Here is a 20,584-nt window from a genome sequence, read left to right as displayed (position 1 = left end):
AAGAGGCCCCCCAAGTGGGGTTTTCTGGACTGCCGGGGCGTTCAACCGGTCGCATGCGCGGCATTCGCTTCCTGAAATTCCTGTCCTGCCGGTTTGCGCTTTCGCAATCGTGAGACGCATCCCTCGTGGTTGGCCACGATTTCCGGTGGGTTGAAGCGAAGCAGACCTCCGTCAAGGAGGCGCAACTCTCTAGGAGTGGAACAAACCAATGTTGAAGCAAATCGGAGTGGCGGCGACCATTGCCCTGGGCTTGAGCGGAGCCTTGACCGGAGTGGCGTCGGCGGAGACCCTGAAATGGGGCGCCGCGCGGGATATCTATTCGCTGGACCCATATTCCTATGGCGACAGCTACACGCTTTCCTTTCTCAATCACGTATACGAGGGGCTGGTTCGCTACGACGCCGATCTTCAGATCGAGCCCGCACTGGCCGCGTCCTGGGAGCAGGTTTCGGACACGGTTTGGCGTTTTCATCTGCGCGAGGGCGTGACATTTCACGATGGCGCTGAATTCACGGCCGACGACGTTCTGGCCTCGCTGAAGCGTGTCAGTGATCCGGTTTCGCCGCTGCGCGGAAACCTGCCAGCCTATAAGTCGTCGAAAAAGGTGGACGACTACACGGTCGATATTGAAATGACCGGCCCGTATCCGCTCCTGCTCAACGACCTGACAAACATTCACATCTTCGATGCGGGCTGGCTGGTCGACAACGATTCCGAAAAGCCAACGGATGTCGGCGCACAGATCGAGGGCTACGCCACTTATCATACCAACGGCACCGGTCCCTTCAGGCTGGAAAGCCGTGTTCCGGATAGCAAAACGGTCCTTCTCGTGAACGAAAACTGGTGGGATGAGGCGGCCCACAACATCGATCGCATCGAGTTCGTGCCGATCACCTCTGCCGCGACCCGCGTGGCTGCACTTCTCTCCGGCGAGATCGACTTCAGCGAGGAAGCGCCGGCGCAGGATGTGCCGCGCCTTTCCGCGCAGCCCGAACTGAAGGTCATGGAGCGCACAAACCTTCGCACGGTCATGCTCGGCTTCAACCGCAAGCCGACCCTGGACAATGGTTCGGAGAACAAGTTCAACGACCTGCGCGTGCGCCAGGCGTTCGCCCACGCGCTTGACCCGAAACTCATCCAGCAGCGCATCATGCGCGGCAAGTCGCGGACTGCCGGAACGATCGTAGCGCCGGACATTCCTGGTTACTCCACTGAACTGGACACGCCCTACCTGTATGATCCAGAGCAATCCCGCAGGCTCCTGCAGGAGGCCGGTGCAGCCGATTACCCGTTCACGCTGGTTTGCACGACCGACGCCTACGTGAACGAGGAAGAGCTTTGCCAGGGCATTGTCAACATGCTCAGCCGTGGCGGGTTCAAGCCTCAGCTCGACATCGCACCGACCGCCGCTCAGGCGCCGAAGCGCACCGGCGGCAAGGCTGATGTCTATCTGATCGGCTGGGCCAATGAGCCGATGCTGGACAGCTATTCGATCCTCGTTCAGATGATCAAGTCCAGGTCTGACACCGCCGGCGTTTTCAACTGGGGCGGCTGGAGCTACCCGGAAATCGATGATCTGATCGAACAGGCATCGACTGAAATGGATCGGGAAAAGCGGCTTGATCTACAGACCCGCGCGCTTGAATTGGTCAAGGAAGAGATCGTTATGCTCCCGCTGCACCAGCAGCCCATGGCGTGGGTGATGGACAAGAAGATCGATAAGATCGCGCAGGCTGCGGACAACAAGGTCCGCCACTGGCTGACGCACGTCTCCGAGTAACAGCCACGACAGCTGGCCCGGAGCAAGCCTCCGGGCCGCGATCTAGCCAAAGGTTACCTGAATGCTGGTTTTTATCATCAAGCGCACGGCCAACGCCATCATGGTCATGCTTGCCGTCGCCATGCTCGCCTTCCTCATCTTCCGGCTGGCGGGCGACCCGGTCGAGATGATGGCCAACGAACAGATGACCCAGGCCGACCGGGACGAACTGCGCGAGCGGCTTGGCCTCAACGACGGCGTCCTGACGCAATACACACGCTTTGTGGTCAACGCGGCACAGGGCAATTTCGGCATTTCCTACCGAAACGGGCAGGATGTCCTGAAGCTCATTGCCGAACGCTTTCCGGCCACGCTCGAACTCGTTTTTCTTGCGACGCTGATTTCCCTGCTCGTGGGCATACCCCTTGGCGTTTTGACGGCGATCAAACGCGGGCAATGGTATTCGGAGAGTTTGCAGTTCGTGTCCATCATCGGGGTGTCGTTGCCAAGCTTCGTGGTTGGCATCGTCCTGATCCTGGTGTTCTCGGTCGTTCTTGGCTGGCTGCCCGCCTTCGGGCGCGGCGAGGTTGTGCAGATCGGGTGGTGGTCCACGGGCCTGCTCACGCCTTCGGGCCGTGCCGCGCTGTTGCTGCCGGCGCTTTCCCTTTCGCTTTATCAGGTCACACTGGTGATGCGCCTCGTGCGCGCCGAAATGCTGGAAGTGCTGCGCTCCGACTATGTCAAATTCGCCCGCGCCCGCGGCATTCCACGCTGGCGCATCTATTTTCGCCACGCGCTGCGCAATTGCCTGATGCCAGTGGTGACGATGACGGCCATGAACATCGGTTCGCTGATCGCTTTCGCGCTCATCACCGAGACTGTCTTCCAGTGGCCGGGAATGGGGCTCTTGTTCATCCAGGCGGTGACATTCCTCGATATCCCCGTGATGGCCGCGTATCTGTGCATCATCGCCTTCATCTTTGTCCTCCTGAACACCGCAGTGGACATTGCCTATGCGGTAATCGACCCACGCCTGCGCACCGCGCAGTGAACGAACGAAGAGATGAGTTCGATGTCCACACAGCAGATTTCCGAAGTATCGAAACCAGTGGCGCCGGTTAAGACAGCGCGACGCTCATTGTTCTCGCGCATGCGTGACAGCGCGGTCTGGTGGTCCTTCACTCACAGCAAGGCGGCTATGGTCAGCGCCGCGCTTCTGGCGATCCTTGTGCTGACGGCCGTTTTCGCGCCGCTCATCGCGCCGCAGAACCCCTATGATGGCGCCCAGCTCGACATGTGGAAAGCAGAGCTTCCGCCGATCTGGGAGGCGGGCAGCGAGTGGCCCTACCTTCTCGGAACGGATACGCAGGGGCGCGACATGCTCTCGGCGATCCTTTACGGAACGCGCATCTCGATCATCATCGGCGTCGGCTCCGTTGCGCTGTCGCTCCTGATCGGAATGAGCGCTGGTCTGATTTCCGGCTATTTCGGTGGCTTCATCGACAATCTGCTGATGCGGTTCGGCGACATAACGCTTTCGCTGCCCACAATCCTGGTCGCCATTCTTGTCTCGGCCGTGATCCGGCAGATGTTGCCGCTTTCTCTGCGCGAGATCGGCGCGTCTGCGGTGCTCATCTTCGCAATCGCACTGTCCGCCTGGGTACAGTATGCGCGCACGGCGCGCGCTCAGGCCATCGTCGAGGCGGGCAAGGATTATGTGCAGGCGGCCAGGCTGATCGGTGTTCCCGCCCGCCGCATCATGGTCAAACACATCCTGCCCAACACACTTACCCCCATCCTGGTCGCGGCGACGCTTAACTTCGGCATGGCGATCCTGACCGAAGCGACTCTTTCTTTCCTCGGCATCGGCATGCCACCCAGTCAGCCTTCGCTGGGCACACTGATCCGTATCGGCAACCAGTACCTGTTCTCCGGTTCCTGGTGGATCGTGCTGTTCCCCGTGGTCCAGCTCTGTCTTCTGGTCGTCTCGGTCAACGTGCTCGGCGACTGGCTCCGTGACGCCCTCAATCCAAAACTCAGGTAGCATCCATGACCAACCTTCTCCTTCGCAATGTTCGCCCGCTGGGTGACGAAGCGTGCGACATCCTCATCGAGAACGGCAGGATCGCCGGTTTCGGCCAGTTCGAGCCTGTGGCCGGGATGCCTGTAGAAGAGGGTGGCGGCGCCATCGTCATTCCGGGACTGATCGATGCGCACACCCATCTGGACAAGACCACATGGGGCATGCCCTGGCACGTCAACAACCGCGCCGCCATCCTGCGCGAGCGCATCGATTTCGAGCGGGAAAACCGCAAGGAAATCGGCATCGATCCCCATCGCCAGTCAATGCGCCATGCAATTGGCCTTGTCGCGCACGGCAGCACGCACATCCGTAGCCATGTGGATATTGACCCAACCCATGGCCTGTCTCTGGTCGAGGGCATCTGGGAGACCCGTGAGAAGCTCCGCGGCGTGATTGACATCGAAGTGGTCGCTTTCCCGCAATCGGGGCTCATGGTCATGCCGGGAACGGCCGAACTGCTCGACGAAGCCCTGAAGCAGGGTTGCGAAGTGCTGGGCGGGATCGATCCCTGCGGCATCGACCGCGACCCGAAAGGGCAGCTTGATCTTCTTTTCGCACTCGCCGTCAGACATGGGGTGCCAATCGACATCCATCTGCACGAAGCCGGTGAGCTCGGCGCTTTCACCATGGAGCTTATTTTCGAACGGGTACGCGCCAACGGCATGGAAGGCCAGGTTGCGATCAGCCACGCCTTCGCGCTGGGCATGAACGATCATCTGCGCGTCGGCCGCCTGATAGAGGAGATCGCAGCGCTCGATGTCGCCATCGTCACCACCGGCGCGCCATCGGCCACGGTGCCCTCAATTCGTCAGCTCAAGGCGGCCGGGGTGCGCGTTGCCGCCGGTTGCGATGGCATTCGCGACACCTGGGGGCCATGGGGGCAACCCGACATGATGGACCGCGCGCGGGTGATCGGCATGAAAAACGGCGTGCGCTCCGACATTGAACTGGAGCATGTACTGCACATCGTCTCGCAGGGCGGGGCCGATGTGATGGGCATCGAAGGGTATGGCCTTGCCGAAGGCTGCGCTGCGGATTTCACGCTCGTTGCCGGCGAAACGCTCGCTCATGCGGTGGTGGAAACCGCGCCGCGCCCGATGGTGGTGAAAGGCGGTCGGGTAACCGCGCGTGATGGTAAAGCGCTGGTGGAGATGCCTTGATGAGCCCCACGTCTCAAGAACGGCCTGAAGGTCTGCCCCAGAATTTGCCATTGGGCCACCGGCCGGAAGGTCCAACGCTTCTCACCGCGCGGTGGGTCGTCGGGCACAGGGATGGTAGCCACCGTCTTCTGCGCGATGGCGAAGTGGTGATCGAAGGCGGCAAGATACTGTTTGTCGGGCATGGCTTTCCCGGCACGGTCGCCCGCCGGATTGATTTCGGCGAGGCGCTCATCAGCCCTGGTTTCATCGATCTCGATGCGCTTTCGGATCTCGACACGACGATCCTGGGCATCGATCATCATCCCGGCTGGGCAAAGGGCCGCGTCTGGCCGCGGTCCTATGTGGAAGCCGGGCCTTATGAGATGTACTCAGCCGAAGAGCTGGCGTTTCAGAAGCGCTTTGCATTCGGGCAGCTTCTCCAGAACGGCATAACCACGGCTGCACCCATCGCCTCGCTCTTCTACCGTGAATGGGGCGAGACCGTCGCCGAGTTCGATGCCGCTGCAGACGCCGCCGGCGATCTTGGCATGCGCGTCTATCTGAGCCCCGCCTATCGCTCCGGCGGCATGGTTCTTGAAAGCCCGGACAAGATCGTTCCCGTCTTCGACGAGGAGCGCGGCTTTCAGGGACTGCGCGACGCAATCGCCTATATCGAACGCCAGAACGGGCGTCATGGCGATCTGGTTCGCGGCATGCTTGCGCCTGATCGCGTGGAAACCTGCACACTCGACCTGTTGAAGCGGACGGATGCTGCCGCACGCGATCTGGATTGCCGGCTCCGCCTGCACATGGCGCAGGGCACGATGGAGGTCGACACGGTGCGGGCGCTGCATGGCAGCACGGCGCCGGTCTGGCTGGCGAAGGCCGGTCTCTTGAGTGAAAGAATGATCGCACCGCATGCCACAAACGCCACCGATGAGGATCTGGCGCTCTACACGGACAACGGCGTTTCCATCGTCCATTGCCCGCTGGTTTCCGGCCGCAGCGGTGGCGCGCTCAACTCATTCTCGAAGTGCCGCGCGCGCGGCATCAACATCGCCATGGGAACCGACACTGCCCCGCCCGACATGCTGATGAATCTCCTGGTCGGCCTCATCACCTGCCGAATGAGTGACGGTGCGCCTGATCGGGTGCGCTGCGCGGACCTTTTCGACGCTGCGACACTCGGCGGTGCAAAAGCGCTTGGCCGCGACGACATCGGGCATCTCTCGGCCGGCGCGTGCGCGGATATCGCCGTCTTCCGGCTTGACGACACGGCCATGGCGCCCTCGGTCGACCCGATCACAACCCTTGTGACCGGCGGTTCGGGCAAGGTCACGCAGGCGGTCTTCGTGGACGGGCGTGTCTCCATGTGGAACCGCGCCGTTGCCGGGATCGACATGCAGGCGGCGCGCGCCCGCGCGCAGGCGCAGTACGACGGGCTCATCGCCAAATATCCGGAGCGAAGCTGGGGGCATCCAGCGGTCTCCGAGATATTTCCCCCTAGCTATCCGATAGAGGTGGAAGATCATGGGTGAAGCGGACAAACCAGTCATCGATGTTCGCGAGTTGCGGGTCGAGTTTCCTGGCCGCCGGGGAAGCGTAACCGCATTGTCGGACGTTTCGCTTTCCATCAAGGCGGGTGAGATATTGGGCGTGGTCGGTGAATCGGGTGCCGGCAAGTCCATGACGGGCCTGGCGATCCAGGGGCTGCTGGAACGTCCCGGTCATATTTCCGGCGGGGAAATCTGGCTCTCAGGACGGCGCATTGATCAGTTGAACGACCAGGCGATGGAGCAGATACGCGGCCGTGAAATCGGTGCGATCTTCCAGGATCCCCTGACCTCGCTCAACCCGCTGTTCACCGTTGGCGCGCAACTGGGGGAAACGATCCGCCAGCATCTGCCTGTTTCGAAGCGTGAGGCGAAACTGCGGGCAATCCAGCTTCTGCGGGATGTCGGCATCCCCTCACCGGAAGAGCGGGTCAAGCAGTATCCGCATCAGTTCTCCGGGGGCATGCGGCAGCGTGTCGTTATTGCGCTTGCATTGGCGGCGTCGCCGAAGCTGGTGATTGCCGATGAGCCGACGACGGCGCTCGATGTTTCCATCCAGGCGCAGGTGATTTCCCTTCTGCGCAAGCTCTGCAAGGAGAAGCAGACGGCCGTGATGCTCGTGACCCATGATATGGGCGTCATCGCCGAGGCGGCAGACCGTGTTGCGGTCATGTATGCCGGGCGTCTCATCGAGCTTGGCCCGGTGGAGCAGGTGCTCCACGCTCCGCGTCACCCTTATACGCAGGGCCTGATGGCGTCGATCCCCTCTCTTGACGGTCGCGTGGAGAAACTGAGCCAGATCGACGGCTCCATGCCGCGTCTGGATGCGATCCCGATCGGCTGTGCCTTCAGCCCGCGCTGCAGCCATGCCGGCCCGCGTTGCCTGAAGGAACGGCCCGAACTCACTTTTGCAGGCGAAGGCGCAAGCGCCTGCTGGCTCAACGCGGGAGGAACCGCATGACGATGCAAACGGGCGAAACGGCCGCACTGACGGTCTCGCGGCTGACCAAAACCTTCGATGTTTCGGCTCCCTGGCTCAACCGGGTTGTGGAGCGCAAGCCACGGCAATTGCTACAGGCGGTCGATGATGTGAGTTTCAGTGTGCCCGCCGGCGGCTGCCTTGCGATTGTCGGCGAAAGCGGGTGCGGAAAGTCGACGGTCGCCCGTCTGGTCACCGGTCTTTACAGACCGAGCGCCGGCGATCTGAACTTTGCCAATGGGCGCGATGGAAAGACCCTCAGAGCGCAGATGATCTTTCAGGATCCCTACGCCTCGCTCAATCCACGCTGGTCGGTGAAGAACATCATTGCGGAGCCGTTGCGGGAACTGAAGCTGCGCACCGGCGCTGCGGAAATCACCGAGCGTGTTGAGGAACTCCTGCGGATTGTCGGTCTTTCACCGTCGGATGGCGAAAAGTACCCGCATGAGTTTTCCGGCGGCCAGCGGCAGCGCATCTCCATTGCACGTGCGCTTGCAAGTGAGCCCGAATTTTTGGTCTGCGACGAGCCGACATCGGCACTCGATGTTTCGGTGCAGGCGCAGGTTCTGAACCTGATGCGCGAGTTGCAGGATCGGCTGGGGCTGACTTACCTGTTCATCAGCCACGATATGAGTGTGGTCCATCATATGTCCGACCGGGTGGCCGTGATGTATCTGGGGCGCATCGTGGAGGAGGGCGATACGGAAGAAATTTTCGCGCGTCCCCTGCATCCCTACACGCAGCTTCTGTTGCAGACGATCCCGAACGTGCGAACCCCGAACCGGGATCGCGAGCCGGCCAATGGCGAGGTGCCAAGCCCTCTCAACCCGCCGTCCGGCTGCACGTTTCACCCGCGCTGCCCGCTTGCGACCGCCCGGTGCTCAAGCGAGGCCCCGAAGATCAGGACCTCTTCGAGCGGAGCGCGCATAGCCTGCCATATGGTCGATGTTGAGGAGTAGAGGGGAAGCCCCTGCTGCGCGGTCCGCGGGAGCAGGGCGATCCGTGCGGTGAATTATGAAAGGGCAGCTTTCAGATCGTGTGACAGGTCGCGGATCTCAGTCAGGTCGAGTTCGGATTCGACGTGTTCCAGATGATGCCCCATCAGGTCCGAGGCCTTGCGGGTGTCACCTTTTGAAATGGCCTTCACGATCTCGATATGTTCGTCCGGGCCGCAATTGAAACGGGAGGTGTTGCGGTAGACGGCGGTTATCAGCGAGGACCGAGCAATGAGGTCCCGCATGGTCGTGAAGAGAAAGTCGGAGCCGGTGATTTCGGCAAGCAGCAAGTGAAAGCCGCCAGACAGTTTGATGATATCCGTCGTCTGGTCCTTTGCATTCGCTTCGCGCTCCAGGGCGACGTGGTCGCGCAGGCGCTTGGTGTCGGCCTTGCTGATGTGGCTGCAAAGCCGTTCGACGATCCGGTGCTCGACGGTGCGGCGTATGAAGAAGACGTCTTTGGCTTCGTCTACGGTCGGTTTGTAGACGAACGCCCCCCGGTTGGGGATGATCGTCACAAGCCCGTCACGCTCCAGAAGCGTCAACGCCTGGCGAATGCGGGCACGGCTTACGCTGAAGATCGAAGCCAGTTGACCTTCTTTCAACTGAACGCCGGGCCGCAGTCTGCGCTCGGCGATCGACAGCCAGATTCTTTCAACGATCTGATGCGTCGATACTCCAGTCTGCTCACTCATGCCGCTCCCTCCATTGTGCGGGTAGACAAGCGTGATGCGGAGCAAAAAGTCAACTTGTGAGCGTGTTTTTCATTGCAATATTGTCAACAATGTTGGATGATATTGTATATTATAATGACACCCATCGAGAGCGGTATGGAATTTGATTTCGAGCAGTTGGAGCCGCAGAGCCGTTACCGGCTGCTGACGAATTTCATTGGTCCGCGTCCTATCGCGCTGGTCTCGACCCGCTCTGAAACGGGGCGGAACAATGCCGCTCCCATGAGCTTCTTCAATGTCTTCTCGCACGATCCGGCCATTGTCGTGCTGGGCATTCAGCCGCGCCTTGGCGGGGCGGAGAAGGACACGATGGTCAACATCCGCCGCACCGGCGCTTTTGCTGTCAATATGGTGGATATGGCCATTTCCCGGCAGATGCTGGTCTGTGGCCTGGGCTTTGAAAGCGGGGTGGATGAGCTGGAGGTCTCCGGGCTTACGCCGGTTGAATGCCGCAAGGTGGAGGCGAGCTACGCGCAGGAGGCGCCGTGCGTTTTCGAATGCCGGGTGGAGCGTCTGATCGACTATCCCCGGCGTACGCTCGTTCTGGGCGAGGTTGTTCACATGCATGTGCGCCAGGACTGTCTCGACGCCGAAAGCCGCTATGTGGACCCGGAACGATATCAACCCATCGCCCGCCTCCATGCCGATAATTACATCGTTTCCGATCGTCAGTTCGTTTTGAAGGCGCCAGACATTGACGACTTTTCAAAACCGCCTTGCGATTAATCCCTTCCGAAGGTTGCCGTAATGCATATTCGCATCATCAATCCAAACTCCACGGCGTCGATGACCAGACAGGCTCTGGAGCGCGCGCTGGTCGTCAAGAATGCGGATACGCAGGTTTCCGCCGTCAACCCGCTCGATACGCCATTGAGCATCGAGGGCGGCGCCGACGAGGCCATGGCCGTTCCCGGTCTGCTGTCCGAAATTATCAGGGGCGAGGCTTTGGGGGTGGATGCCTACATAATCGCCTGTTTCGACGATCCGGGCCTGCATGCAGCCCGTGAAGTTGCGCGAGGCCCGGTCCTGGGCATCTGTCAGGCTGCGGTGCAGGTTGCGATGACCATCAGCAGGCGCTTCTCGGTCATTACCACTTTGCCGCGCTCAGTACCCATTATTGAGGAGCTGGTCAGCGCATACGGTGCTGATCGCCATTGCCGCAAGGTGCGATCCATAAACTTGCCGGTCCTGAGCCTGGAGGAAAGTCCGGTTGAGGCAGAAGCGCTGCTCCTCCGGGAGATTGAGCGATCCACCCTGGAGGATGGTGCCGAAGCGGTTATCCTGGGCTGTGCTGGCATGAGCACGCTTTGTGACCGATTGACGGAGGTATCGGGCGTGCCCGTGATCGATGGTGTGACGGCGGCAATGAAGCTTGCTGAAGCGCTTGTCGTTGCAGGTTACACGACGTCGAAAGTGAATTCTTACAACTACCCTCGCGAAAAGAGTGCCGGCTGCGTGGTTTGCGCCTGAAGACAGCGGAGTTTGTCGGCTTTCACCTGCGTGTTTAGCGATGCCTCCCGTGTTCTTAATGCGGTGTTGTCATGTCTGGATGGCGCCGTTGGGCAGTGCTACCCTTTCGGCGGTTCGCCCCCGAGGTCTTCTCGCCACCGAAGTTGGACCTCGTGGCCTGATACTGCGGCACGGTTATTCCTCTTTTCTCACGACAACTGGAATTCCATTCCTAGGCCTCCCCGGTATGCGGTGCGATAAGCACGGGGCAAGTTGTCATGCCGCAGCAGGCAAGGGTTTGATCAGGTGAATGTAAAGATGCTAATGCGGTGCCAAACCGTCCGAATGTGGACTTTGAGCTGACTTACCGGCGCTTGTGCGTCGTCTCCGCATGTGCGGCATTCACCACAGAGAATTAAATGACCTACCCGCTCACACCCCGTGAAGCTTCCCTGCGAGGCCTCCGATGAACCGCGTCGCCTCCCCTCAGACTCCGGTTGCCGTTCCCATGGTCACGTTCGAGAACGTCATCAAGCGCTTCGGCGGAACGGGGAACCAGCCCGAATTCACCGCGCTTGACGGCGTGAACATGGTTGCCCCCCGTGGCGCGATCACCGGCATCATCGGCAGGTCGGGTGCTGGCAAGTCGACGCTTATCCGGCTGGTCAATGGTCTGGAGAAAACGACTTCGGGACGGGTCGTCGTTGACGGCGTCGACGTGGGCGATCTTCCCGAAACGGGCCTGCGCGACCTGCGCCGCCAGGTTGGAATGATCTTCCAGCACTTCAATCTTCTCTCGTCGCGTACCGCCTTCGACAATGTGTCGCTGCCGCTCGAGATCGCGGGGATGGACCGCAAGACGATCCGCAATCGCGTCGCACCGCTCCTCGACCTCGTCGGTCTTGGTGACAAATCCAACCGCTATCCGGCAGAACTTTCCGGTGGGCAGAAACAGCGTATCGGAATTGCCCGGGCGCTCGCGACGGAACCGAAGCTCCTGCTGTCGGATGAGGCAACATCAGCTCTCGACCCGGAGACGACGCAGTCGATCCTCGAGCTCCTCAAGACAATCAATCGTGACCTCGGCCTCACCGTTCTCCTCATCACACATGAGATGGAGGTGGTGAAGACGATTGCCTCGCAGGTCGCGGTAATCGACAAGGGCAAGATTGTCGAAAATGGCAGCACATTCGACGTGTTCACCGCGCCCAAACACGAGACCACCCGTTCGCTCCTGTCGGCTGTGATCGGCGCCAAGCTGCCGGAATGGATCAGCGCCGATCTGAAGCAGGCGCCGGCTGAAGGTGCGCGTGCGCTGGTGCGGCTGGTCTTCTTCGGGGACACGGCCTTCCAGCCGCTGACCGCGCGTCTGGTGGCCGAGATCGGACCGGACGTGAACATCCTGGCCGGCGCGATCGACGAGATCGCCGGTGAGCCCTACGGATCTCTTGTCGTTTCCTATCCCGCCGATCCGGATACGCTCAGAAGGGCCGACGACTTCTATCGGCAGACCGGACTTTACACGGAGGTGCTCGGCTATGGCGCCTGACATGCTCGTTTCCCTTCTCTGGAAGGCTTTCCTGCAGACCATGTACATGGTGGCTGCTGCGGGTTTCATCGGTTCGCTCATTGGCCTGCCGATCGGCATCTTCCTCGCGACCAGCGGGAAGGGCGAATTGTTCCCTGCGCCGACCGTCAACAAGATCGTCGGCGCGATCGTCAACGCTGCACGGTCCACGCCGTTCATTATTCTCGTTGTGGCGATCATTCCCTTCACGCGACTGATCGCCGGGACCTCGATCGGAACCGCCGCAGCAATCGTGCCGCTGACGATCGCGACCATTCCCTTCGTCGCGCGGCTGATCGAAACCTCGATCCGCGAAGTCGACAAGGGTTTGATCGAGGCGGCAAGGGCCATGGGCGCGACGCCGTTCCAGATCGTCACAAAGGTCCTTTTGGCGGAAGCCCGTCCGGGAATTATCCTCGGCCTTACGCTGACGCTCGTAAGCCTTGTGGGCTATTCCGCCATGGTCGGTGCGGTTGGCGGTGGTGGTCTCGGTGACCTCGGCATCCGCTACGGTTACCAGCGCTTCATGCCGGAAGTCATGCTTGCTGTCGTGGTCGTGCTGATCGTGGTCGTCCAGGCGATCCAGAGCGCAGGCGACATGCTCGCCCGCCACTTCGACAAGCGGACCCGCAAAAACTGAATTTCGTGTACTTTGAGAAGGAAAGAACCATGAAGAAGATCATACTTGCGGCTGCGCTCACTGTCTTTGCCGCCGGCTCAGCGCTTGCAGAGGACATCAAGGTCGGCGTCACCCCCGGCCCGCATGCCCAGATCATGGAGAAGGTCAAGGAAATCGCCGCGACCAAGGGTCTGAACATCGAGATCCTCGAATTTTCCGACTATGTCGTGCCGAACCAGGCCCTGGCCGATGGCGACCTCCACGCCAATTCCTTCCAGCACCAGCCCTATCTCGACAATCAGGTCACTGATCGCGGCTTCGGCATCGTCAGCGTCGCCTCGAACGTCAATTTCCCGATGGGCATCTATTCCAAGAAGGTGAAGAGCCTCGACGAACTCGAGGACGGCGCTTCCGTCGCCATTCCGAACGACCCGACGAACGGTGGACGCGCGCTGTTGCTGCTCGCGGACAAGGGGCTCATCAAGGTCGACGAGGCCAAGGGCGTTAAGGTCACCATTGCCGACGTGACCGAAAACCCCAAGAACATCCAAATCATCGAACTGGACGCCGCCCAATTGCCGCGCTCTCTCGATGATGTCGACGCGTCTGCCATCAACACCAACTACGCCATCGAAGCCGGGATGAACCCGAAGACGGACTCGATTGCGCTGGAAGGCGAGAAGGCTCCCTACGTGAACGTCATCGCCGTTCGCCTGGAAGACCAGGATACCGAGTGGCTGAAGACGCTGATCGCTTCCTACCACAATGACGACGTGAAGGCCTTCATCGCCGAAGAGTTCAAGGGCGCTGTGATCCCCAGTTGGTGATACCTGCTGAGGAAATTTAAAGAAGGCCGCGTTCCCTGAGCGCGGCCTTATGGCCTTGTCGGGTGTCAGGTCGGCGACGATCTTCCTCACCCGGTTGTTCTCATCCTAAAGCTGCCCCAGGCGTTTGACCTCCGACGGCGTCAACCCGCCATAACGCTTGCGCCAGTTGTAGAAGGTCGCGTCACTGATGCCCGCCTTTCGGCACACCTCCGCGACCGAAGCGCCTTCATCCGCCTGACGCAGAATGAAAGCGATCAGCGCCTCCTAAAACTTCGACTTCTTCATGGAACTCTCCTTCTCCCAGAGCAGGGATCATAATTGGAAAATTCCAGATCAGAATGCTCCGAAAATCGGGGAGCAGCTCAGACCCTACGCGCCGTCAACATTCGAAGGCCGGGCGGAAATCGCAAGCACAGGCAAACGGCGTGGGGCATGCCCCAGAATTGAGCAGGGATGCCGCCACACCACTTTCCGATCGAAATCGTAGTCCGGGCGTGCGGCATCCGCCGGAGGACGGGAGCCTGACGCTGGCAGGAGAGCGGATCGATCCATTCAAGACTCCAATCTTGAAGGTGGTTAGAACCGTTTGCCGACTTTCAGCCCGAACGTGTGATCCTGGCGCGCATTTCCGAAGGCGGTTCGATAGTCGAAGCCAAGCGTCCACGCCTGCGGAAGCTCCGCATCGAGTGACAGGCCCAGCGTCACGTAACTCCTGTTGGAGGCTTCGACGTCGAGCCTGTAGGGCAGGTGAGCCAGGTCGATATAGCCCAGGTGCGCCCGGCTCGACCCGGCGAAGTCGTGAGTGTATTCGACCCGCGCTCCTGGTGTCAGCGTGCCCCAGCTCCTTTTGAACGCATATTCTGCACGAAGACCGATCACGCCGGAAACCGTGTCGATGGTCTGGTCTCCGTAGCGTAGGCCGAAAGCGCCTCCGCCTTCCTCAGCGAAGCCGTCGAGCCATGTCCGGGACATCTCGATGCGGCCGTAGGGCGAAAGGAGCCATGTTTCGTCGCGTAACTCGTAAGCTGCGCTCAACGATCCGAAGACCTGTTGCCCTGACCTGCTGCCGGTGGCGAAATCGCCGGTGGCGGTGACATAGCGATGGCTGTCGAAGTCGAGCCAGCTTGCACCGATGAGTCCGTCGATGAAAAAATTGTTGGCGGGCTTGTAGCTTCCATAGAGTGCGGCGCTGTAGGCGAGCCCCGTATTTTCGGTGCCGTTTCCGCCGATATCGGTATGATCACGGCCGAACCCGACGCCGAACCCGGCGATGAACCTGTCGGAAAAGCGGTAATCGATGCCGGCGCTCACCCCAACGAGCGTGCCGTCGAGATCAATGCCGCCCTTGTCGCTTTGGCTGAAATCGACGAAGCCGCCAGTCCAGATTGCATAGGGTCCGAGATCCATGCCACGGCCATCCGAAGCGCCCGGTCCGTTCGACTGGCCCTTGGCCAGCGCCCCATTGCCAGACCCGCCGGAAGATTGCGAAGCATAGCCGAGAAGACCGGGCACATCGGCTCCTGCCTCGTTCAGTGCATGGGCCGCTTGGTCGCCGCGCTGCCCGTTTTCATTATAGCCCAACCGCACGTTCAGGCTGTTTCTGCGACGGTCGCCCTCGTCGTGCAACTGCTCGAGCCGGCCGTTGAAATTGCCTGTCTGCACCCGCGCGAAGCGCTTTGCGGTATCGGTCTGAGCCCTCAGCAACCCAAGGACTTCGGCATCCAGCGTGGGGTCGGGCCGTGCAAGAACGGTGAAGGAGATTGTTCCGGGAGCCGAAGTGCCATGAACGCTTGAAAGCGTGAACCGGATGTCTGCGCCCCCTGAAAAGGTCGGGCTGGAAGCGAAGACGAGCAGGAAACTCTGCCCGTTCTGTTCGATATGGGCGGAACCGGCGCTGCTGTCGGATATGTCGATCATCGCCGCGCTGGTAAACGGACCTCCGGTCGCGCCGTCCGTGAGTTCGACGGACGCCGTCTGGCCCGCGTTGATCGCGACGGTGCGGGACATCACGGTCGGGGCAGAAGACGCCCGCGTGACCGTGACCGTATAGGTGCGTGTGGTTGTGCCGTCCTGTGCCGTGACCACCACAGGGATCGCCGTTGCTCCGACTGCGAGGGCGAGCGGCTGGCTGGTGCTGCCGGATGCAACCGTCGTGCCGTTGACGGTGATCGTCGCATTGGCGTTGTCGGCGGTCGGCGTTAGGGTGAGGTTGGTAACGGAATTGGCGACCGCAACGGCATAGTCGAACGTGGCCGGATCGAAAGCGGGATCGAGGGCGCCGGCGCTCGGCGCAAGGCCGGTCAGCGACGCGTTGGAGGATCCGCTGCGCACCCAGGGCGTTCCGGCGGCGTAGGCTGCGGCCAGCGGATTGCCGGGTGTATCGGTGATCGACCCGTCCGCCAGAACATCGAGCCGCAACGAGCCGGTTCCGGAAATACCGGTGACGCTGACCGTATATGTAACGTTGTCCGAGGTGGCGACGCCAGAGATCGCGCCCATGGCGCTCCCCGTGGTCGTCAGGACGAAATCCGATGAGTCGACGCCATTCACCGGCTTCGAGAATGTCACCAGGAAATCAATGGCGACCGCATCCGGCGCCGGACTGCCGCTCACCGCGCTGGAGGTTACCGTTGGCGCTATTGTGTCAACGAGGACACCGGTGGTGCTGCCTACGCCGTTGAGAGCCGGGTCGGCAGGCGTGCTGAAGGCGTTTGTAATTATGCCGCCGTTGAGACCGATGGCACTGCCGACCTGAATGCCGTTCAGGTCCAGATCGCCCGGATTGACGGCATATTGGAAGACAAGCGCATTCGATCCGCTTCCGGACACATAGCCGGCATCGACCGTTGCGGCGCCGATCACCACGGGAAGACCCGGTGAACCGCCAGATGTGTCGACCAGAACGGTTTCATTGAAGTTGACAGTGAAGGAAAGAACCTCCCCCGCGCGATAATATCCGTTGGCGGGAACACTCACGGAACCGACCACCGGCGGAGCAACGGCGCTTATCTGAAACGAATAGGCCTGGCTGTCGCTGTAGGGGCCGCTGCCAGTGCTGCTGTCGGTGGCGGTGACGGTGAAGTTGAATGTTCCGTTTACCGTCGGCGAGCCGGAGAGCACACCAGAGCTGCTCAGGTTGATTCCTGAAGGCAAGGCACCGGCGGTAGTCGAGTAAGTATAAGGCGCGGTGCCGCCGCTGGCGGTTATGGTCTGGGCGTAGGGGACGCCCTGGGTGGCGGGTGGCAGCGTGGCGGGGCTCAATGCGATGACGGGCGCGGCAACGGTAAGCGTATAGGCCCTGCTTCCGCTGTATGGCCCGGTTCCGCCGCTGCTGTCGGTGGCGCTGATGGTGAAATTGAACGTGCCCTCATCCGTTGGCGTTCCGGAAAGCACGCCTGAAGAAGTCAACGTCAGGCCGTCAGGCAAGACGCCGGCGGTGGCGGCATAGGTGTATGGACCCGTCCCGCCGCTGGCGGTCAGGGTTTCACTATAGGACGCTCCGACTGTTGTTGCGGAAAGGCTGGCAGGAGCCAGGGTGACCGTGGGTACGGGGTCGTCGTTGACGATGGTGCCCACGCCCTGGCCATCGCCCAAGATAGCGTTTGTTACGTTGGTGATGTTGACGAAAAACCACTCATTGGGTTCGTTGGACGTATCACCGTAGACATTAACAGAGAAGAAATAAGTGCTCTCCCCTGGCGCGATGGTGGCGCCCACGATGCTTTTCGCTTGATAGTCCTCGCCTGCCGTCGATGTGCCATTGGCGGTTGCGATGTCGAACGTTACACCACCGGGTCCGGCAGGCTGGCTGAGCGATATTGTGAACGATATCGCTTGAGTTCCGGAGCCACCCTCGGGAAAGGTGACGTCGTTGATCGTCAGAACCCCAAGGTCGTCGTTCAGGATGGTGCCCGTGGCAGAGGAAGGCACACCGATGGTATAGCCTGAGCCGCTCTGTATGCTAACGATTACAGTCTCGTCCGCCTCCACGGTGACATCGGCAGACGGGTTTATCTCCACGATGCCGCTGGTCGAGCCGGACGGAATGGTCACGGTCAAGGTCTCACCGGTATAGTCGCTGGCATCCGCGCTGCCCGTGTAACCGAGATTGACGATCGTGGATGACGACAGGTTCTGGCTGCGCGTGACCGTGTAAACCAAATTGCCTGCGCTGTCCTCACTCATCGAGGCCGGGCTGACGCTGATGGACACCGACGGTGCGGCGAAAGCCGTTGCTGGCCAGACCAGCACGCCGATCAGAAGCGCAAGACCTGACAGGATGAGCCGGCTCACGGCGAACATCCGCGTAAACCAAGTTTGAGCCTTGGTCCGTAGATGTTGCCATCGAAAATGATCGGGGCGGGTGGGCAGTTTGGAACTGGTGCCGAGCGCCGTCTTCTGGATCACGGCCAAAAGGACGAGCAGGGAAGAGCCTACGAACAGACCTAATCGATACACCAATAGCGTAAAACCTGCCATCGCGGGTTTTCCCCTCGTCTGGCGAATGCATCCATTTGGATACTATCGCTCTGCATTATCCCCCGCCCGTTTGGAAGGGGGCATCTATCCAACCCTTCCTCTAATAAAGAAAGTTGTGCAGTAGATTCCATCATTCAATTCTGATGAATTCTGACGGTTCTTGTGAAAATATTCGAATAGGCGACATGCATCGTTCCGCTGGGCAGATTTCAGCTCGAACTATTCCGTGAGTGATGGGGCCGGGTTGTCGGCAAAGCCGGCATGGCACTTACGCTTGATGTGAGCCATTTCGATGCCAGCCAGAGTGACGGTGCCGAAGAGAATGACTTGAAATCCAGCATCGCCCGAACCCTCCGTGTGAGGCGGCGATGATCCTGCCCGGTTCGCTTGGTAAGGTATTGGCTCTTACCGATATGGATCGCCTTCACTGCTCGGCGGGCTGATCCCTAAAGAGGTTGTCGGCGTCGCAGCAAGCGAACAGTTCGCAACAGAACCGACCAGATATGGGGTGAACGCAACAGCCGCTTACACGGATCAGAGCGCCCAAATATCCTGGCAATACCGGCCTTTCACGACAAGGCCCCATAGGAGAATGAAAAAGGGGGCGGGAATATCCCGCCCCCTCTGCGTTGAAAAGCTTACTGCCAAGAGGCGACGAGCTCGTCATAAGAGACGGTTTTAGGCGCTTCGCGCTCGTTCTCGATAGCCGGTTTTGGTGCGCCTTCTGCCGCAATCCAATCCGCAGCGTCGGTTTCTTCGTTCATGACCGGGCCAAGGTCGCCCTGGATGCCAGCGCGTTCCAGACGCTCCATCACACGCTCCATATCGGCACAGAGGCTGTCGAGCGCATCTTGAGCCGACTTCGCGCCGGACATGGCATCACCGATGTTCTGCCACCACAGCTGAGCGAGCTTCGGGTAATCCGGGACGTTGGTGCCTGTGGGCGACCAACGCACACGGTCCGGGGAGCGGTAGAACTCGACGAGACCGCCAAGTTTCGGCGCACGATCCGTAAAGCTCTCATGCTGGATGGAGGATTCTCGGGTGAACGTCAGGCCAACGTGGGATTTCTTCACGTCGACGGTCTTGGAACCCACGAATTGCGCGTAGAGCCAGGCGGCTTTGGCGCGGTCCTCTGGGGTGGATTTCATCAGCGTCCAGGAGCCCACATCCTGATAGCCGACCTTCATGCCATCTTCCCAGTAAACCCCATGCGGGCTGGGTGCGAGACGCCATTTCGGCGTGCCGTCCTCGTTCATCACCGCCGGGCTGTCGACCAGAGGCGCCACGAAGGTGGTGTACATGAACATCTGCTGAGCGATGTTGCCCTGTCCCGGAACCGGGCCAGCTTCGGAGAAGGTCATGCCCATGGCGGATGGCGGGGAGTATTTGTTCAGCCAGTCGATGGCTTTCTCCACCGCATAGACTGCCGCCGGAGAGTTCGCCGCCCCGCCACGCGCCATACAGGCGCCGACCGGCTGGGAGTTCTCGTTCACGCGGATGCCCCATTCATCAACCGGAAGGCCGTTGGGTTCGCCCTTGTCGCCCATACCCGCCATGGACATCCATGCGTCGGTGTAACGCCAGCCGAGCGAGGGGTCTTTCTTGCCGTAATCCATCGAACCGTAGACTTTGACACCGTCGATCTCGCGCCCGGTGAAGAATTCGGCGATGTCCTCATAGGCCGACCAGTTGACCGGAACACCGAGATCGTACCCGTATTTCTCTTTGAACTCGGCCATGATCGCGGGATCGTTGAACCAGTCGTAGCGGAACCAGTATAAGTTCGCGAACTGCTGGTCAGGAAGCTGATAGAGCTTGCCATCGGGCGCGGTGGTGAACTGGGTGCCAATGTAATCATCGAGATCGAGACCAGGATTGGTCACATCCGCACCTTCGTTCGCCATAAAGTCCGTCAGGTTGCGCACCTGTTGATAGCGCCAGTGCGTGCCGATCAGGTCGGAGTCGTTGACATAGGCGTCATAGATATTCTCGCCCGACTGCATCTGGGTCTGAAGCTTCTCGACGACGTCGCCTTCGCCGATCAGATCGTGCGTGATCTTGATGCCGGTGATGGCCTCGAACGCCGGCGCAAGCACCTGAGATTCATATTCATGCGTGGTGATGGTCTCGGAGACCACTTTGATCTCCATGCCCGCAAAGGGCTGGGCCGCGTCGATGAACCACTGCATTTCGGCTTCTTGATCAGCGCGAGACAGCGCGGACATATCGCCGATTTCAGCATCCAGGAAGGCCTTCGCGGCATCCATGTCGGCAGAAGCCGGCACCGACCAAAGGCCGAGGCACAGCGCCAGTGCGGTGGTTGTCTTGAGACGTTGGTTCATTGGTTTCCTCCCTAAGTGAACCTCTGGTTTTGGGTTTCGATCAGTCGCGGGGCCTC

At 60.5% G+C, this 20,584-nt stretch carries 15 protein-coding genes and 1 pseudogene; 12 read left to right on the top strand and 4 right to left on the bottom strand.

The window, feature by feature from the left end; translation table 11 throughout:
• Positions 1-208 precede the first annotated feature (208 nt).
• The 7 genes from ACRTG1_RS03060 (at position 209) to ACRTG1_RS03030 (ending at position 8,472) form a co-directional block, all read left to right on the top strand.
• The gene (locus ACRTG1_RS03060; protein ID WP_113156521.1) at positions 209-1,780 is read left to right on the top strand and encodes an ABC transporter substrate-binding protein; all 1,572 of its coding nucleotides are present in this window, start codon (positions 209-211) and stop codon (positions 1,778-1,780) included.
• Between the two features lie 61 nt (positions 1,781-1,841).
• Positions 1,842-2,810, top strand: coding sequence for an ABC transporter permease (locus tag ACRTG1_RS03055; RefSeq protein ID WP_113156522.1), 969 nt, complete (start codon positions 1,842-1,844; stop codon positions 2,808-2,810).
• 21 nt (positions 2,811-2,831) lie between these two features.
• Complete coding sequence (locus ACRTG1_RS03050) at positions 2,832-3,803, top strand: ABC transporter permease (RefSeq protein ID WP_206545148.1); 972 nt, start codon at positions 2,832-2,834, stop codon at positions 3,801-3,803.
• Positions 3,804-3,808: 5 nt separating this feature from the next.
• Positions 3,809-5,002, top strand: a complete 1,194-nt coding sequence (locus ACRTG1_RS03045) for an amidohydrolase family protein (RefSeq protein WP_432515746.1) — start codon at positions 3,809-3,811, stop codon at positions 5,000-5,002.
• The gene (locus tag ACRTG1_RS03040; protein WP_432515745.1) at positions 5,002-6,519 is read left to right on the top strand and encodes an amidohydrolase family protein; all 1,518 of its coding nucleotides are present in this window, start codon (positions 5,002-5,004) and stop codon (positions 6,517-6,519) included. The genes ACRTG1_RS03045 and ACRTG1_RS03040 overlap by 1 nt, the downstream gene beginning before the upstream one ends.
• The gene (locus ACRTG1_RS03035) at positions 6,512-7,495 is read left to right on the top strand and encodes an ABC transporter ATP-binding protein (RefSeq protein ID WP_206996007.1); all 984 of its coding nucleotides are present in this window, start codon (positions 6,512-6,514) and stop codon (positions 7,493-7,495) included. Before ACRTG1_RS03040 ends, ACRTG1_RS03035 begins: the two co-directional genes overlap by 8 nt.
• Positions 7,492-8,472 (top strand): ABC transporter ATP-binding protein, encoded by a 981-nt coding sequence (locus tag ACRTG1_RS03030; protein WP_113156527.1) that lies wholly within the window; start codon positions 7,492-7,494, stop codon positions 8,470-8,472. The genes ACRTG1_RS03035 and ACRTG1_RS03030 overlap by 4 nt, the downstream gene beginning before the upstream one ends.
• Positions 8,473-8,525: 53 nt before the next feature.
• Here ACRTG1_RS03030 and ACRTG1_RS03025 read toward each other — a convergent pair whose 3' ends face one another.
• The gene (locus ACRTG1_RS03025; RefSeq protein WP_113157101.1) at positions 8,526-9,203 is read right to left on the bottom strand and encodes a GntR family transcriptional regulator; all 678 of its coding nucleotides are present in this window, start codon (positions 9,201-9,203) and stop codon (positions 8,526-8,528) included.
• 135 nt (positions 9,204-9,338) lie between these two features.
• On the opposite strand from ACRTG1_RS03025, the gene ACRTG1_RS03020 reads away from it, so the two are divergent.
• From ACRTG1_RS03020 to ACRTG1_RS03000, 5 genes are all read left to right on the top strand, one after another.
• Entirely contained in the window at positions 9,339-9,968 is a 630-nt protein-coding gene (locus tag ACRTG1_RS03020; RefSeq protein WP_432515744.1) for a flavin reductase family protein, read from the top strand.
• A gap of 21 nt (positions 9,969-9,989) precedes the next feature.
• Positions 9,990-10,712 carry an aspartate/glutamate racemase family protein gene (locus tag ACRTG1_RS03015; protein ID WP_113156528.1) on the top strand — a complete coding sequence of 241 codons (723 nt, stop codon included), beginning with the start codon at positions 9,990-9,992 and terminating at the stop codon, positions 10,710-10,712.
• Between the two features lie 487 nt (positions 10,713-11,199).
• The gene (locus ACRTG1_RS03010) at positions 11,200-12,240 is read left to right on the top strand and encodes a methionine ABC transporter ATP-binding protein (protein WP_432515771.1); all 1,041 of its coding nucleotides are present in this window, start codon (positions 11,200-11,202) and stop codon (positions 12,238-12,240) included.
• A complete protein-coding gene (locus ACRTG1_RS03005; RefSeq protein ID WP_113156532.1) occupies positions 12,230-12,898 on the top strand; it encodes a methionine ABC transporter permease in 669 nt (222 codons plus the stop codon). The genes ACRTG1_RS03010 and ACRTG1_RS03005 overlap by 11 nt, the downstream gene beginning before the upstream one ends.
• Positions 12,899-12,927: 29 nt before the next feature.
• A complete protein-coding gene (locus ACRTG1_RS03000; protein WP_206545142.1) occupies positions 12,928-13,704 on the top strand; it encodes a MetQ/NlpA family ABC transporter substrate-binding protein in 777 nt (258 codons plus the stop codon).
• A 108-nt stretch (positions 13,705-13,812) separates the two neighbouring features.
• Here ACRTG1_RS03000 and ACRTG1_RS02995 read toward each other — a convergent pair.
• The 3 genes and pseudogenes from ACRTG1_RS02995 to ACRTG1_RS02985 form a co-directional block, all read right to left on the bottom strand.
• Positions 13,813-13,962: pseudogene (locus tag ACRTG1_RS02995) on the bottom strand (transposase); the annotation flags it as partial.
• 318 nt (positions 13,963-14,280) lie between these two features.
• A complete protein-coding gene (locus ACRTG1_RS02990; RefSeq protein ID WP_432515743.1) occupies positions 14,281-18,183 on the bottom strand; it encodes an autotransporter domain-containing protein in 3,903 nt (1,300 codons plus the stop codon).
• Positions 18,184-18,821: 638 nt separating this feature from the next.
• Positions 18,822-20,528: an ABC transporter substrate-binding protein gene (locus ACRTG1_RS02985; RefSeq protein ID WP_283801575.1), complete on the bottom strand. Its 1,707-nt coding sequence runs from the start codon at positions 20,526-20,528 to the stop codon at positions 18,822-18,824.
• Positions 20,529-20,584 lie beyond the last annotated feature (56 nt).

Origin of the sequence: Nitratireductor sp. PBL-C9 (assembly GCF_050877045.1) — a bacterium.
GTDB lineage: Bacteria > Pseudomonadota > Alphaproteobacteria > Rhizobiales > Rhizobiaceae > Nitratireductor > Nitratireductor aquimarinus.
The sequence above is the reverse complement of the archived record's forward strand: the minus strand, read 5'-3'. Positions and strand labels throughout refer to the sequence as shown.